The sequence below is a fragment of the Niastella caeni genome (genome assembly GCF_004834005.1).
GTDB classification, from domain to species: domain Bacteria; phylum Bacteroidota; class Bacteroidia; order Chitinophagales; family Chitinophagaceae; genus Niastella; species Niastella caeni.
Genome location: NZ_STFF01000001.1, coordinates 1,041,461 through 1,056,565, shown reverse-complemented (window position 1 = coordinate 1,056,565; position 15,105 = coordinate 1,041,461). Strand labels below are relative to the sequence as shown.

Below are 15,105 nucleotides of genomic sequence, written 5' to 3'. Positions count from 1 at the left end.
TTTATACAATGAACGCCGCAAAAATACAGCTTTCAGCAGAGGAATTATCGCTGGTTCAAAATGCCGGCTGGCTTTTAACAAAGAATACAATTATAGAAAAAGTTTTTGCTCTATTTGGCGATATCGCCCACCAAATGCGCGATCATATTGCCGCAAAACCCCGGTTATTGCTGGAGGAGGTGCTGGTCCCTTCGCCGAAAATATCAAAAGGAGAGAATTATAAGGGGTTACCGTATGTAATGCTCGATTATCCGCGCTTATTTAGCCGGGAAGATACATTTGCCATTCGCACTATGTTCTGGTGGGGGCATTTTTTTAGCGTTACCCTGCATTTGAAGGGACAGTACAAAAAACAATACCAGCAAAAGCTGATTAACAACTTACCATTACTGGCAGCACAGCAATTTTATGTATGTATAAGTGGAGAAGAATGGCGGCATGAATTTGAAGAAGACAATTACACGCCTCTCACCCAGTTGAATTCATCTGCTGTAGAAAAAATTCTGCTGGCTAACGATTTCTGCAAGCTATCCGCCAAAATTTCACTTCCGCAATGGAATCACTCGAAAGAATTATTACTTGATCTGCACGAAACAATCATTACATCCATCGGTCATTAATTACCGAGCCGGTGAAACAGGTCTTTTACCTGGTAAGCCCACAATTGACTCTGATCTTTAATTTCCCCTTTTTCTGCAAAATCTTTGATCACAAGGATGGTCTGATTCGTTACTTCTGATTTCTCAATTCTGAATTCAAAATATTCTTCTTTGGGTGCGTGCAACCAATGAAACCTGATAAACTTTTCTTCTTCGCTTTCCATTACCTCGGCTTTGTCTGTAGTTCCATTCCAGGAAAAACTAAAAACGCTATCTCGTTCGTCTACTTTATCAGCAAACCACTCCTGCAATCCTGCAGGCGTACTTAAGAATTCGTATAAAATGGAAGGAGAACATCTTACCGGATACTCTAACGTAAATATGTGTTTCTTACTCATCTAACCCTTGTATTGATCTTTTTTGCAAGTACCAATGGTGCAATTATAGAAAAATAATGCTACCCTCAAAATTTTTTTTTGAATAAATAGGTGAAAAAGCGCTAAAAATGAATAAATAAGTAAAAAAAATTCATAGGTCTGACAACCAGCAGTTTACGAATATTTTTGATGAAAATAGGAAACTTGGCTATATTAGGTGAATAGTTTTTTAAGAACAAAATGCTTGTTCATATAACAAATAGGACAGGTATTTCGTTTTTTCTAGACCATTGACCACTTAAAAACCTAAAAAACCCTTTAAAATGACCTACCTATGAGTATGCGGCAGCTCAAGATCACGAAATCAATTACGAATCGTGAATCTCAGAGCCTTGAAAAATACTTGCAGGAGATCGGAAAAGTTGAATTGATCAGTCCCGAAGAAGAAGTGAAACTCGCGGGTTTGATCAAGCAAGGAAACCAGGCAGCCCTTGACAAACTAACGAAAGCGAATTTAAGGTTCGTCGTATCCGTAGCCAAGCAGTATCAGAATCAAGGCCTTTCTTTACCAGACCTCATCAATGAGGGTAATTTGGGTCTCATTAAAGCAGCGCAGCGTTTTGATGAAACCCGTGGTTTTAAATTCATTTCTTACGCCGTGTGGTGGATCCGCCAAAGCATTCTTCAGGCATTAGCCGAACAATCGCGTATTGTTAGGCTTCCATTGAACAAAGTAGGGTTAACAAACAAGATCCAGAAAGCATTTTCGCAACTGGAACAGGAGTTTGAACGTGAACCCTCGCCCGAAGAACTGGCCGAACTGCTGGAGCTGGAAACCGATGAGGTATCAGCTACCCTGGGCATTGCAGCCCGGCACGTTAGCATGGACACGCCACTGTCTGAAGGGGAAGACAATACCCTGATAGATGTGTTGGAAAATCACAATGCTGAACGGGCAGAAACAAACATCGAGCACAAAGAGTCGCTTAAGCAGGAAATTGAGCGCTCTATGAAAATGCTCACCGAGCGTCAAAAAGAAGTGATATGCTATTTCTTTGGTTTAGGTGTCGATCATCCCATGAGCCTGGAGGATATCGGAGAAAAATTTAATCTCACCCGCGAACGGGTTCGCCAGATCAAAGACAAGGCAATAACCAAACTGCGCACCAATTCGCGTTCAAAGGCCCTGCGGGGATTTTTGGGCGTTTAACTTTAAAATTTTATAGCCGGCAAAAGAAACTTTACACAAACAAAATTTACTTCCTGTAAATTTGCAGTCCATAAAGTGAATATAACTTATGATATATTCACTTTTTTGTTTTTATCAAATTGATGGCTGAATGGCTTGATTGTTCGAGCGATTGATTGTTAGATGGCTTAATGGTTCGATGGTTTGGTTGTTGAACTGGCTGGCGCTCTGATAATTGGCAACCTGAACGAATAGCGGAAACCATAACCATCAAGCAATAAAATCATCAAACCATCAGAATTTAAGGACTGTAGATAAAACAGGAACCAATGTTTGAAAATCTTACCGACCGGCTCGAGTCAGCCTTTAAACAGATAAAGGGTGAAGGCCGTATTACCGAACTCAATATTGCTGCCACAGTAAAAGATATCCGTCGCGCCCTCGTAGATGCCGACGTGAACTATAAAATAGCCAAGGAATTTACCGATAAAGTAAAGGATAAGGCGCTGGGAAATAAAGTGTTAACTGCTGTAAGTCCCGGCCAGTTAATGGTGAAGATCGTGAAAGACGAACTGGCCGAACTGATGGGCGGCAGTGAAAGCGATTTCAACGCCAAAGGCAATCCCGCCGTTATTTTAATTGCCGGCCTCCAGGGGTCTGGTAAAACCACCTTCAGCGCCAAACTGGCCAATTTCCTCAAAACAAGAAGCCGGCTTTCGCCTATGCTCGTAGCGGCCGATATTTATCGCCCTGCGGCCATTGACCAGTTAAAAGTGCTGGGCGAACAGATCCAGGTAGATGTATACAGCGAACCCGAGAATAAGAATGCGGTGCAGATTGCTACCAATGCCATCAGGGAAGCCCGCAGTAAAAATAAAAACGTAGTGATCATCGATACTGCCGGCCGTTTGGCCATCGATGAGGCTATGATGACCGAAGTTGCCAACGTTAAATCAGCCGTTAATCCGCAGGAGATCCTGTTTGTTGTGGATTCCATGACCGGTCAGGATGCAGTGAACACGGCAAAAGCGTTTAACGATCGGCTTAACTTCACCGGTGTGGTGCTCACCAAGCTCGATGGTGATACCCGCGGTGGTGCTGCCCTTTCTATCAAATACACAGTTCAAAAGCCCATTAAATTTGTAAGCAGTGGCGAAAAGCTCGATACGCTCGATGTGTTCTACCCCGAACGTATGGCCCAGCGTATTTTGGGTATGGGTGATATTACCACCCTGGTAGAAAAAGCGCAACAGCAATTTGATGAAGAGGAAGCCCGCAAGCTGGAAAAGAAGATCCGCAAAAACCAGTTCAACTTCGAGGACTTTAAACAGCAGTTGGAACAAATAAAGAAGATGGGTAATATCAAAGACCTGTTGGGTATGATACCGGGTGTGGGAAAGGCCATCAAGGATATTGATATCAGCGACGATGCGTTTAAGGGAATTGAAGCGATGATCAACTCTATGACCCAGGCAGAACGCACCGACCCCGATCTGATAAATATGAGCCGCAAACAACGCATTGCCAAAGGTTCAGGTAAAGACCTCAACGAAGTGAACGCCTTTTTGAAGCAGTTTGAGCAGATGAAACAGATGATGAAAATGATGAATAAAATGCCGATGGGGCGTATGGGGATGAAGCGCTAAGTAAGTAGAAACAATTAAATTTTCAGGTTGAAAAAGTAAATCAGGTCATATTGGATTGGGTTACCCTGCCAATTCGTTACCTTGTGCGCTGAAGGGTTTTTTTAGCAATATTTTCAGGATTAATTTCATGTGTTTTATTCGGAATTATAGACTAATAAAGCTGTTGATAATTGATCTGAATTATAAATTTGGAAAAATCAGTTCGATTGCTATTTTTGCAATCGTTATAATGGAAAGTAACCCTATTTGTTCACGCATTTAAATTTCTATTTAAGATGCCAGTTAAAATCAGACTGCAACGCCATGGGTCTAAAAAGAGACCTTTTTATTTCATCGTAGTGGCCGATGCACGCTCTCCGCGTGATGGTAAGTTTATCCAAAAATTAGGTACTTACAACCCTCTTACAGTTCCTGCAACAATTCAGTTAGATCGCCAGAAAGCCTTAGATTGGCTGCACAAAGGCGCTCAACCTACTGATACTGTGCGCAGAATCCTGTCTTACAAAGGTGTACTGTACCTGAAACATTTGTTGCGTGGTGTAAAACTGGGTCTATTCGACGAAGCTACCGCTATGGAGAAATTCCAGAAGTGGCATGCTGAGCACGAGGTTCAGGTTAAAAAGCGCCAGGAGACAAATGCACGGGATAGAAGACCCCGTAGAGGCGGTGTGGGTGGTCCACCCGTAAGAAAAGGCAGAGGAGAATAATCCTACGCAGTATAGCTAGCTGTCAACTTGTTAAATCCCGTTTCGGTTTACCCGGCGGGATTTTTTTCTTTTAGAAAGCGGTCATGAACCCGCAAAAGGCGGTCATCCTTCAGGGGGTGGCCGCCTTTTTTTGGCAATGCCCTCATCTTAAATAGTTCTCAAGGCTACATGAAGCCTGTATCCCAGGTTCAACTTAAGGTTATCTTAGTATTATCCTAGGGTCATCCTAAGGTTTAAACCCAAGGATGACCCTAGGATAACCTTGGCATGACCCTAGCATGAGACGTTATATCATGGTTACCAATTGGTTATTTCCAATTGAACCCCTTGCTTCCTAACTCGTCAACTTGTCAACTTGTTACACCATTGCCTATTGTCTATCGATTCCTCTACCTTTGCCGGGCTTATGACTAATTATCACAGCATTGGAAAAATAGTGGCCACTTTCGGGGTGAAAGGAGAAATAGTGTTGCACCACCAATTAGGGAAGAAAACCTCGCTTAAAGGCCTCGAAACCATTTTTATAGAGGAAAAGAAAGATGAGATGCTGCCGTTCTTCGTGGAAGGCACCCGCATCAAAAATGAGGAGGAATTATTCCTGAAATTCGAAGGCATCGACACCAGGGAAGCGGCTCACCGGCTGATGCAAAAGCGTGTTTGGCTGCCACAGGAAGAATTTGAAAAATATGCCGCCAAATCGGCTCCTATTGCGCTGCTGGGCTATCATATCATCAATGAGGGCGCCAACCTGGGCGAAATCCTGGAAGTGATTGAACAGCCGCACCAGCTCCTTTGCCGCATCGATTACAAAGGCAAGGAAGCATTGATCCCTGTGCATGAAGACTTCCTGCTGAAAATTGATAAAAAGAAAAAGCAGGTGCATGTGGAGCTGCCGGAGGGGTTGCTGGATATATATAGTTAATGTGCTAATGTGATTATGTTTTCTATCTGCACAAAGTGTCTTTGATGATGGGCAATAATGAAACCAAAGGTATCGCCCAATTTTAGTTTAATGAACGAGGCGATGGATACGGGAATACGTATGCGATTGATATTAACGTGCTGCGCTTTATCGAGCAATTGAAGCAAGAGCACCTCCTGCTGCTCAAATTCATCTAAAACTTTTATGGGGTCTATTTCCGGGTGTGGAATATGCCCTTTAAAGGCCTTCATTTTATTGCCAATTGTTCCATCGGGCTTTGGCTTCATGCTGTTGGTAAAATAACCGCCCAGCCAACCCGGCACAAACCATTCCGTAGGCTTACTGTTGGCGTTGCTGATGCTTTCCTGCAGCTTTGGTAAGTAATAACGGCCATAAGTGTTCAGGTGTTCAACAACCTGAGCAACACTCCATCGGCCTTCACCGGGTTGCTGTACCAGCCGGCTGGCCGGTAGCTGCTTCAACCGGGCTACCCTCAGCATTATTTGGCGGGTGTCTGTTTGTAACGATTCAAGAAACGCGGATGCCTGGATCTTTTTCATGAAACACATGTTTAGAGCTGTATGTTTATTACAGGTACAAAGCTACCAGCCGGTTAATTCAAAAATCTTGGCGGGGGCCAAGATTTAATTGAGAAAACATGCTTTTTCAAATGTTCAAGTCCTTCTTCCAATAGAGATTCATTTTCAATAAAATTAAAATAATCTTAAACAATGAGTTCCCGGTTACCATTTACCGGTTTCCAGGGCTGAAAACAAGAACAGCTTGATTATTGGCAGCAATGCTGAAATTTAGAGCCTGGTAACCGGCAACGACACAACTCACCATTCACCAATTTCACTAACTTGTGTATTGAATGAACAGTCCCCAGAAAATAATCGCCCACTTCGACCTGGATGCATTCTTCGTTTCTGTTGAATGCCTGAACAATCCTGCATTGAAAGGAAAGCCGCTGATTGTTGGCGGACGCGAACGGGGCGTGGTAGCCGCTTGTAGTTACGAAGCGCGGAAATACGGCATTCATTCCGCCATGCCCATGAAAACCGCCTTGCGTTTATGTCCGCATGTGACCGTAGTAGGTGGCAGCAGGGGCGAGTACAGCCGGTATTCGCGCTGGGTTACAGAGATCATTGCTGCCAAAGCACCGTTATTCGAAAAAGCTTCCATCGACGAGTTCTATCTTGATCTAACAGGGATGGACAAATATTTCAATCCTTATCAATGGACCATCGACCTTCGACAGGAGATCATTGATAAAACCGGGTTGCCAATTTCATTTGGCCTGGCGGGTAATAAAATGGTGGCCAAGATCGCTACCGACGAGGCCAAACCGAATGGCTACCTGCATATTGCTTTCGGGCGTGAAAAAGAATTCCTGGCGCCTTTAAAGGTGAATAAGATCCCCGGGGTGGGCGAGCACATGTACCAGGCCCTGCGCGACCTGGGCATAGAAACCATTGAACACCTGGCGTTGCAACCCATTGCACTGCTCGAAAACCGCTTTGGCAAGTATGGCGGTGATCTTTGGAACAAAGCACATGGCATTCATCATGGCGAGGTAGTGCCATATCATGAAGCAAAATCTATTTCCACAGAAAGTACATTTGAGGAAAATATTCTTGATACGGAGCGTTTGCTGAACGAACTGGTGGGCATGACGGAAAGGGTGGCCTATGAGCTCAGGCAGGAAAATAAAATGGCCGGATGCATTGCGGTAAAAATACGCTATCCCGATTTCGAAACTACTTCCCGCCAAAGCGCCATTGCCTACACTTTTTATGACGACGAACTTATTCCCAAGGCTAAAGACCTGTTTAACAAGCTGTACCGCAAAGGCCAGGCAGTGCGATTGCTGGGAGTACGTTTGAGTGAACTTACTGATGAAGCGGTGCAGACGAATTTGTTCAGCAATGTTGAAAAAAAGACCGAGCTTTATAAGGCTATCGATGACGTTAAAAACCGGTTCGGCGGAAATTCTTTAACAAAAGCCACCGGATTGTGATATCTTATGAAACAGCCAGCTCCCAGATAGCTACGATCGCGTCCTGACTAGGCATTTTTGACCCGGAAAACAAAAAATAAGGCAGCAGTCTACTTTATGAGTAGGGATTTGTATCTTCGTACCCCCAAAAGAGGATAACAATTATTTTTTCAACCTTAAATACTTAAGTATATGAGTTTAAGATTAGGCGACATCGCTCCTAACTTCCAGGCTAAAACAACAGCCGGCGATATTGACTTCTATGAATACCTTGGAAATGGCTGGGGAATATTGTTTTCTCATCCTGCTGATTATACACCTGTTTGTACTACTGAATTAGGTAAAACCGCTTTATTACAGGAAGAATTTGCTAAACGCAATGTTAAGGTGCTGGCTGTTAGTGTTGATCCGCTCGACAAACACCTGGGTTGGGTAAGTGATATTAACGAAACCCAAAATTGCAGCGTTGGATTCCCGATCATTGCTGATGAAGACAGGAATGTGGCCACTTTGTATGATATGATCCACCCCAATGCTTCTGAAACATTTACAGTACGCTCACTGTTTGTGATAGGCCCCGATAAAAAGGTTAAGCTGATGATCACTTATCCTGCTTCTACCGGAAGAAACTTTTACGAAGTATTGCGCGTGGTTGATTCACTGCAACTGACCGCTAATTACAGCGTAGCTACACCAGCAGATTGGAAACATGGTGAAGATGTGATCGTGGTTCCTGCCGTGTCTACTGATGATGCTATCAAGAAATTCCCTAAAGGTGTAAAAGTGGTAAAACCTTACCTGCGTTATACGCCTCAGCCGAATATATAAACTGAATACATTTTTTATAATAGCAAGATCCCGTTTAACAGCGGGATTTTTGCATTATAGACTATCGGTTTACTAGCCGGTCATTTTATGCAAAGCCCATTTTTCCAGTTTCAATACTACGTCTTCGAGATCTATCGGTTTGCCAATATAATCGTTCATGCCGGCATCAATACATTTTTCGCGGTCGCCGGTCATAGTGTTGGCCGTTAGGGCAATGATCACCGGTTGAATTTGCAGGGCTTTGCGAATGGCCCGCGTTGCTTCCAGGCCATCCATTTCGGGCATTTGCATATCCATAAATATCACGTCAAAATTTTCGGCTTGTGATGCGGCAACGGCCAGTGCGCCATTTTCTACCACTTTGGGCTGATACCCCATTTTATTCAGGATATGAACAATCACCTGCTGGTTGAATAAGTTATCTTCTGCTATAAGAATGTGCAGCGGATATATTTCTGAAAAAAAGCCCGGAAGTTTTTCATGTTTGCTATTCCGCTGGTTGGTAACATCAGGTATGCTGCTTTTGCCTTTGGTTTGTATAGTAAAGAAAAAGCTGGACCCTTTGCCCGGTTCGCTTTTTACCCATATGCGGCCGCCCATCAGTTCTACCAGTTTCTGAGCAATGGCCAATCCCAGCCCCGTGCCACCATATTTTCGGTTGGTTGAAGAATCAACCTGCGAAAATGCTTTGAACAGTCGCTGCATTTTATCGGCAGGAATGCCAATACCTGTATCGCGTATTTCAAACTGCAATTCATATTGATCGTTAGCCTTTGAAATGGTGCGAACACCTACAAATACTTCTCCTTCATTGGTGAACTTGATAGCATTCCCAATCAGGTTAGTTAATATCTGCCGTAACCGCAATTCATCGCCTAAGATCTGATCGGGTACAGTGCCTTCAATCCGGTATGAAAGGTCCAGGCCTGTCTCGGCTGATTTAGCGCTAAAAATATGCAGCACATCTTCTATGCAGTTACGTAATAGAAAATCTTCTTTTTCAAGGTCCATTTTGCCCGACTCAATTTTTGAAAAGTCGAGTATGTCGTTGATCACATTCAACAAACTTTCGCCGCAGGTGCTAATGATATTGGTATATTCTCTTTGCTTTTCGGTAAGGGGTGTTTCAGCTAACATAGACGACATGTTGATAACGCCATTCATAGGAGTTCGTATTTCGTGGCTCATGGTGGCGAGGAAAATACTTTTCGCATTGCAGGCGGTTTCGGCCTCGATGCGGGCCTTATCCAGTTCTGCATTTATTTTCCTTAAATGAACGTTATACTTTTTTAACAGGTAAGCCCACAATCCGCAAATAAAGAATATGATACCGGCCAGAATAATATGTATGGTAAATGTAATAACGTCAAAATAATCAAGTCTTGTAAAATACACTTGCGTATGACCAATGTCCTGTAAGTAACCGAGTATGGCATGGTGTAGCACAACAACCACTAATATGGGCACCTGCAGTTTCCAGTTTTGATAGGCGATCAATATGGCGCTGCCAATAAAGGCAAAGAAATGCATTTCGAACATGCCGTGCATCTGGTAAATGAATTGCGCCATAAAGAGAGCTAATACAACGCTCAGCACATATTGATATAAGTTGGAATTGGGTAAAGTAATTTTGGTAGTATAATAGGCCGCTAATAACGTTCCGCCTATTCCGAAAGCAATGAGCCAGGTATCAAAAAAGAACGCCAGGCCTATACCGCCTGCAAAGAACCCGATAAGGAAATAGTTCATTAGCTTATCAGCTCTTTTTTTTACGTCCAGCCTTTGAACAGCATTTTGCTGCTCCAGGGCCGTTTGATGCTGGATGGTAGTGCTTTTTTTCATTTGGAACATTTGGGGAGTTGACAACCATATGCTTTTAATGCAAACTGGTCGAAAATGATAGCTGCGTTATTATGTAATAATTTATCAATCGCCATACGGGCATATTCGGTTTTTTTATCGGTACAGTACCGGCTTCTGTTATAGTTTCCCCTGAAGTATAATTGCCGGTTGGTATCAAGGACTACTGCCTGCGGTGTTGAATACACGCCACATGTAGCGGCCAGTGTGGAATCGAACAACACAGGAATGGCAAAGCCAAACTTTTTAAGGATCTCATTAGCCGTTATCCGTTTGCGGGTAACCGGAACAATGGCAAAGGTTATTTGATGACTATATGTTTTTACCAGCGATTTAAAATGTGGTATATTAAACCGGGAGCAGGGACAGTCGGGATTGAAAAAGTGCAGGAAAACAGGCTTGTTGGTAGTAAAAGGCAGCTTATTGTTTTCATTAATAGCAGTGCCAGGTTCAACACGCCGGTAGTTGTTTGGAACAGGAGTGGGTAAACGGTATACCCATTCATTGTGCCAGAACAGTGCTACGATGGTTGTCAGCAAAACCAGTAGCCAGGTTATCACTGCAACCTTGCGCATTTGATATTTGATATTTTTTTTAAGTAACGCGTAACTATAAAAAAAAATTTATTAACCGGCCACTGGTTCCGGCTCATAAACCGTAATCCTTAATTTGATATGGTAAATACATTTATTGTTAGGTATTCAGGGCCGGGTAAAAGAGAAAGGCCTAAATGCTTTATCTTCCGGTAAATTTCCGTCGCATGAAGAGATTACTGCTTTTGCTGTTGATCTGCAATCCCTTATTCCTGTTCTCGCAACGAATTATACTGCATTGTGGTAAACTGATAGATGTTGCCAAAGGGCAGGTTGTTAATGAATATTCTATTATTGTTGAAGGAGATAAGATCATAGATGTGCTGGCAGGGTATGCAAAACCTTCGGCCACCGATAAAGTGATCGATCTTAAAAACAAGACCGTTCTTCCCGGACTGATAGATTGCCATGTACATATGGAGCATGAAACCAGCCCGAACCGGTACCTGGAAGTATTTACCAATAACCCCGCCGACTATGCTTTTCAATCGGTTGTATATGCAGAACGTACGTTGATGACGGGGTTTACAACGGTGCGCGACCTGGGTGGTACCGGGGTAAACATTTCCTTGCGGAATGCTATTAATAAAAAGCTTATTAAAGGGCCGCGCATATTCACTGCCGGTAAATCTATTGCTACCACAGGTGGCCATGCCGATCCTACGAATGGTTATAGAAAAGACCTGATGGATGATCCAGGCCCGGCGGCCGGAGTAGCCAATGGCGCCGATGAATGCCGGAAGGCAGTTCGGCAGCGATATAAAGAGGGGAGTGACCTGATAAAGATCACTGCTTCGGGTGGAGTGCTAAGTGTAGCGAAAAGCGGGGAGAACCCTCAATTTACGGAAGAGGAAATTAAAGCGATTGTAGAAACAGCGCGGGATAATGGTTATAAGGTAGCGGCGCATTGCCATGGCGCAGAAGCCATGAAAAGAGCTGTGAAGGCAGGCGTGAACAGTATTGAGCACGGTACGCTTATGGATGATGAAGTGATGCAGCTAATGAAACAATATGGTACGTATTATGTTCCTACTATCACTGCGGGTAAAGCCGTAGGTGACTCTGCAAAGAAACCCGGATATTACCCCGCACTGGTAACGCCTAAAGCGTTGGCCATTGGGCCGAAAATTCATAACACATTTGCCAAAGCATACAAAGCGGGCGTGAAAATTGCCTTTGGTACAGATGCCGGCGTATATGCGCATGGGAAAAACTGGCTGGAGTTTGTTTATATGAACGAAGCGGGCATGCCGGCGATGGAAGCCATTCAATCAGCTACGGTGTCGGCAGCCGACCTCATTGGTGTGTATGATAAGATCGGCAGTATTGAAAAAGGTAAATTAGCTGATATTATCGCCGTTGAGGGTGATCCTGTTAAAGATATTCAGTCGATGGGGAAAGTAACTTTTGTGATGAAGGAGGGAGTTATTTATAAGTAGTTCGAAGTTCGTAAGTTGTTGAGTTATTAAGTTCATAATTTAAATCACGAACTCAATAACTCAATAACCAATTAACTATTTTTTCGTAACTGCTGTAATAACGCCCGCATATCTTTCGGCATTTCGGCCTGCAGGTCGTATTCCTTACCCAACATATCGGTAAAACGTAACCGTTGCGCGTGCAAACCTGTTCTTGCCAGAATAGGCTTTTCTTCTTCCTCGTATTTCGACAATTTATAGTTGCGTTTAAAAGAAGAGATCTTTACCGGGATGCCATCGCCATACAATTCATCACATACCAACGGGTGACCAACGTATTGCATGTGTACCCTGATCTGGTGGGTACGGCCGGTATGAATACGGAACTGCAAAAACGAAAACTTGCCAAACTCTTCTACCACTTCATAATCGGTAATGGCGGGCTTTCCGTTTTTATGAATGAGCATGAGCCCTCTTTTAACGGTGCTCTCCCTGATAGACGCTTCGATGGTCTTTTGTTTTTCGGGTAAGGTGCCGCTCACAATGCCTACATAATATTTCTCCACCGTTCTATCTTCAAATGCCTGCGATAAGAACTTATGCGTTTCGGAGTCCTTGGCAAATACGATGATACCGCTGGTTTCGCGGTCGAGGCGGTGAACGGTATATATTTCGCCGTATTTCTGCTGTAGCATTTGCTTCAGCGAAATTTCCTTTCCTTCCCGGTCGGGGATGCTTAATAAGCCTGGCGGTTTATTGATTACAATAAAATGATCGTTCTCGAAAATGATCTCCGGTGATACTTTAACCACGTGCAACTGTTTTGTTTTTTGTATAAGAGGCGTTCAGGTATTTCAGCAGGCGTACTTCCTTTTCGGTGAGGAAGCGCCATTTGCCTCTGTCTACATTTTTCTTGGTGAGGTTGGCATACATAACCCGGTCGAGATTGCGAACATCATAACCCAGGTGTTCGAATATGCGGCGAACGATGCGGTTGCGGCCACTGTGAATTTCGATACCGATAACGCTTTTGTCCTTGGGGTCGGCATAGGCCAGGCCGTCAGGTGCAACGAACCCATCTTCGAGGGTAACGCCGTTCAGGAGGTTATCGAAATCTTTTTTTACCAGTGGTTTATCGAGTTTTACTTCGTAGATCTTTTTTATTTCATAGCTGGGGTGCGAAAGCTTTTGGGCCAGCTCTCCATCGTTGGTGAGTAACAATACGCCGGTGGTATTTCTGTCTAAACGACCGATGGGGTATACACGTTCCGGAGTTGCGTTGCGTATAATGTCCAATACCGTTTTTCTGCCTTGCGGATCTTCGGTAGTGGTGATATAATCTTTTGGTTTGTTGAGCAGAATATAGACGAGGTTCTTGCGAATGTGCAGCTTCTTGCCATTTACTTTAATGTCGTCTTTGTCGGTTACTTTATGACCGGGTTCGGTGATCTTTTCGCCATTCACAATTACTTTGCCTGCCTTTACCATTTCGGCTGCATCGCGGCGTGAGCAGATACCTGCATGGGCAATGAATTTGTTTAGAGGCATGGAGCCGGAAACGGCAGTTTCTGGTTTATTGTTTGTGGTTTGTGGTTTGTAGTTTGTGGTTTGTGGTTTGTGGTTTGAAGTTTGTGGTTGGGCTCCCGCTTTTGCAGTTTGTGGTTTATTGTTTGTGGTTTGTGGTTGGGCTCCCGCTTTTGTAGTTTGTAGTTTATTGTTTGTGGTTTGTGGTTGGGCGCCCGCTTTTGCAGTTTGTGGTTTATTGTTTGTGGTTTCTGGTTGGGCGCCCGCTTTTGTAGTTTGTGGTTTATTGTTTGTGGTTTGTGGTTGGGCTCCCGCTTTTTGGGCTTTCCCTGTATTGTTTGCAGCTTGTGGCTTGAAGCTTGCAGCTTTCTCTATGCCTTTATGCCTTGTTGCCTCGTTGCCTCTGCTTTCCGCTTTAGGCTTGAAGCTTGCAGCTTTCTTATAACCAGCCTGCCCTTGCGCCCTGGCTTCCCGGGCTTCCTGCTTTTTCTTTTCGAAGTATTCCTTGGTTTCCTGACGAACTTTTTTCTTTTCCTGGCGGATGCGTTCTTTCTTTTTGGAGCCGCTATCGCCCTTATCCATGAATTTCTTAAATCCTTGTGCCATGTGTAGTAGTTTGCTGTTTTTCAACAGTAGTGAGCGGCGAAGGTACGAAATAAAAAACTCTCCCGGTTTTTGACCGGAAGAGCCTCATTTGTTAACAGTGCTGCTTTATGATTGAAGGCCGACCTTATCGGCCTGATGTTTCTTCTTTTGTTCCAGCTTTTGCAACTGTTCTTCGGTAAGAATTGATTTCAGGTTCTGGTGTTGTTGTTCCTTAAACTTCTTTATTTCTACTTTTTTCTGGTCTTCTGTCAGGTTTTTGTCTTCACGCACTGCTTTAAATTGCTGTTTAATGGTTTCATGGTTCTTTTTCAAAGCTGTAACCTGGTCGTCTGTTAAGTTCAATTCTTTTTTCATGTGTTCTAACCGGCGGGCGCCATGATGTTTTCTATCGAACCTGCGTTCCTGTTTCATTTTTCCGAGACTGGCCTTTTGCTCGTCGGTCAATATGTTTTGCACTTTTACCACATGCTCTTTGCGAAGGGTGGTCATCTTGCTTTTCCATTCCTTCACGGTTATCTTGTCTTCACTATTTTTCAGATCGGTCATTTGCTGCTTAAAATCGTCATTAATGGTCTTTAACTGACTTTTTTGGTCATCGGTTAAGTTAAGCTGTTCCATTTTATCGATGCGGTAATGACCTTTCGGGCGCTCGGTTAAACCTGTCGACTGATCCTGGGCACAGGCGCCTGTTGCTATTAATGCAGCGAACGCCATTCCTAAAAACGCTTTTTTCATATTTATTTATTTTACTGTTTAGATGCCATTGAAGGGGTTAACCTCCGGCAGTGTTTGTTAAAAAATTGCTTAAACAGTAACATAGACGGCGGTTAGGCCGGC

General features: G+C 43.7%; 15 protein-coding genes and 1 pseudogene. 9 read left to right on the top strand and 7 right to left on the bottom strand.

All coding sequences use genetic code 11. From position 1 onward, the window contains the following. Nucleotides 1–8 precede the first annotated feature (8 nt). Nucleotides 9–620: a hypothetical protein gene (locus FAM09_RS04025; protein WP_136575774.1), complete on the top strand. Its 612-nt coding sequence runs from the start codon at nt 9–11 to the stop codon at nt 618–620. Here the strand turns inward: FAM09_RS04025 and FAM09_RS04020 are convergent. Continuing rightward, nucleotides 617–997, bottom strand: a complete 381-nt coding sequence (locus FAM09_RS04020) for an START-like domain-containing protein (protein ID WP_136575773.1) — start codon at nt 995–997, stop codon at nt 617–619. The genes FAM09_RS04025 and FAM09_RS04020 overlap by 4 nt on opposite strands. A 313-nt stretch (nt 998–1,310) precedes the next feature. Here FAM09_RS04020 and FAM09_RS04015 point away from each other — a divergent pair, with 313 nt between their 5' ends. From FAM09_RS04015 to rimM, 5 genes and pseudogenes are all read left to right on the top strand, one after another. Continuing rightward, complete coding sequence (locus FAM09_RS04015; protein ID WP_208025475.1) at nt 1,311–2,186, top strand: sigma-70 family RNA polymerase sigma factor; 876 nt, start codon at nt 1,311–1,313, stop codon at nt 2,184–2,186. Nucleotides 2,187–2,494: 308 nt separating this feature from the next. Next, nucleotides 2,495–3,811, top strand: coding sequence for a signal recognition particle protein (gene ffh, locus FAM09_RS04010; RefSeq protein WP_136575772.1), 1,317 nt, complete (start codon nt 2,495–2,497; stop codon nt 3,809–3,811). A gap of 275 nt (nt 3,812–4,086) precedes the next feature. Further along, nucleotides 4,087–4,263, top strand: a pseudogene (rpsP, locus tag FAM09_RS31530) (30S ribosomal protein S16); the annotation flags it as partial. 30 nt (nt 4,264–4,293) lie between these two features. Next, the gene (locus FAM09_RS31525; protein WP_394347803.1) at nt 4,294–4,518 is read left to right on the top strand and encodes a hypothetical protein; all 225 of its coding nucleotides are present in this window, start codon (nt 4,294–4,296) and stop codon (nt 4,516–4,518) included. 406 nt (nt 4,519–4,924) lie between these two features. Continuing rightward, nucleotides 4,925–5,440: a ribosome maturation factor RimM gene (rimM, locus tag FAM09_RS04000; protein WP_136576521.1), complete on the top strand. Its 516-nt coding sequence runs from the start codon at nt 4,925–4,927 to the stop codon at nt 5,438–5,440. Here the strand turns inward: rimM and FAM09_RS03995 are convergent. Further along, entirely contained in the window at nt 5,437–6,000 is a 564-nt protein-coding gene (locus FAM09_RS03995; protein ID WP_166437019.1) for a DinB family protein, read from the bottom strand. The genes rimM and FAM09_RS03995 overlap by 4 nt on opposite strands. Before the next feature lie 314 nt (nt 6,001–6,314). On the opposite strand from FAM09_RS03995, the gene dinB reads away from it, so the two are divergent. Then, nucleotides 6,315–7,460 (top strand): DNA polymerase IV, encoded by a 1,146-nt coding sequence (gene dinB / locus FAM09_RS03990; RefSeq protein ID WP_136575769.1) that lies wholly within the window; start codon nt 6,315–6,317, stop codon nt 7,458–7,460. Between the two features lie 171 nt (nt 7,461–7,631). Then, a complete protein-coding gene (locus FAM09_RS03985; RefSeq protein WP_136575768.1) occupies nt 7,632–8,267 on the top strand; it encodes a peroxiredoxin in 636 nt (211 codons plus the stop codon). 72 nt (nt 8,268–8,339) lie between these two features. Here the strand turns inward: FAM09_RS03985 and FAM09_RS03980 are convergent, their stop codons facing one another. After that, on the bottom strand, nt 8,340–10,109 hold the full coding sequence (locus FAM09_RS03980) for an ATP-binding protein (protein WP_166437018.1): 1,770 nt from the start codon (nt 10,107–10,109) through the stop codon (nt 8,340–8,342). Then, entirely contained in the window at nt 10,106–10,702 is a 597-nt protein-coding gene (locus FAM09_RS03975) for a DUF6436 domain-containing protein (RefSeq protein ID WP_136575766.1), read from the bottom strand. Before FAM09_RS03975 ends, FAM09_RS03980 begins: the two co-directional genes overlap by 4 nt. 185 nt (nt 10,703–10,887) lie before the next feature. Between FAM09_RS03975 and FAM09_RS03970 the strand changes: the two genes are divergently transcribed. Beyond that, a complete protein-coding gene (locus FAM09_RS03970) occupies nt 10,888–12,159 on the top strand; it encodes a metal-dependent hydrolase family protein (protein WP_136575765.1) in 1,272 nt (423 codons plus the stop codon). A 71-nt stretch (nt 12,160–12,230) separates the two neighbouring features. Here the strand turns inward: FAM09_RS03970 and FAM09_RS03965 are convergent, their stop codons facing one another. From FAM09_RS03965 to FAM09_RS03955, 3 genes are all read right to left on the bottom strand, one after another. After that, entirely contained in the window at nt 12,231–12,950 is a 720-nt protein-coding gene (locus FAM09_RS03965) for an RluA family pseudouridine synthase (protein WP_136575764.1), read from the bottom strand. After that, nucleotides 12,943–14,268: a pseudouridine synthase gene (locus FAM09_RS03960; protein ID WP_136575763.1), complete on the bottom strand. Its 1,326-nt coding sequence runs from the start codon at nt 14,266–14,268 to the stop codon at nt 12,943–12,945. The genes FAM09_RS03965 and FAM09_RS03960 overlap by 8 nt, the downstream gene beginning before the upstream one ends. A gap of 105 nt (nt 14,269–14,373) precedes the next feature. After that, nucleotides 14,374–15,003, bottom strand: a complete 630-nt coding sequence (locus FAM09_RS03955) for a Spy/CpxP family protein refolding chaperone (protein ID WP_136575762.1) — start codon at nt 15,001–15,003, stop codon at nt 14,374–14,376. Nucleotides 15,004–15,105: the final 102 nt, after the last annotated feature.

Excerpts from the sequence above, each read along its gene's own strand:
- FAM09_RS04015 (WP_208025475.1), top strand. The coding sequence starts at position 1,311 with ATGAGTATGCGGCAGCTCAAGATCACGAAATCAATTACGAATCGTGAA.
- FAM09_RS03980 (WP_166437018.1), bottom strand. The coding sequence starts at position 10,109 with ATGAAAAAAAGCACTACCATCCAGCATCAAACGGCCCTGGAGCAGCAA.
- FAM09_RS04025 (WP_136575774.1), top strand. The coding sequence starts at position 9 with ATGAACGCCGCAAAAATACAGCTTTCAGCAGAGGAATTATCGCTGGTT.
- FAM09_RS03975 (WP_136575766.1), bottom strand. The coding sequence starts at position 10,702 with ATGCGCAAGGTTGCAGTGATAACCTGGCTACTGGTTTTGCTGACAACC.
- dinB (WP_136575769.1), top strand. The coding sequence starts at position 6,315 with ATGAACAGTCCCCAGAAAATAATCGCCCACTTCGACCTGGATGCATTC.
- FAM09_RS03985 (WP_136575768.1), top strand. The coding sequence starts at position 7,632 with ATGAGTTTAAGATTAGGCGACATCGCTCCTAACTTCCAGGCTAAAACA.
- rimM (WP_136576521.1), top strand. The coding sequence starts at position 4,925 with ATGACTAATTATCACAGCATTGGAAAAATAGTGGCCACTTTCGGGGTG.
- FAM09_RS03955 (WP_136575762.1), bottom strand. The coding sequence starts at position 15,003 with ATGAAAAAAGCGTTTTTAGGAATGGCGTTCGCTGCATTAATAGCAACA.
- FAM09_RS03995 (WP_166437019.1), bottom strand. The coding sequence starts at position 6,000 with ATGAAAAAGATCCAGGCATCCGCGTTTCTTGAATCGTTACAAACAGAC.
- FAM09_RS04020 (WP_136575773.1), bottom strand. The coding sequence starts at position 997 with ATGAGTAAGAAACACATATTTACGTTAGAGTATCCGGTAAGATGTTCT.
- FAM09_RS03970 (WP_136575765.1), top strand. The coding sequence starts at position 10,888 with ATGAAGAGATTACTGCTTTTGCTGTTGATCTGCAATCCCTTATTCCTG.
- ffh (WP_136575772.1), top strand. The coding sequence starts at position 2,495 with ATGTTTGAAAATCTTACCGACCGGCTCGAGTCAGCCTTTAAACAGATA.
- FAM09_RS03960 (WP_136575763.1), bottom strand. The coding sequence starts at position 14,268 with ATGGCACAAGGATTTAAGAAATTCATGGATAAGGGCGATAGCGGCTCC.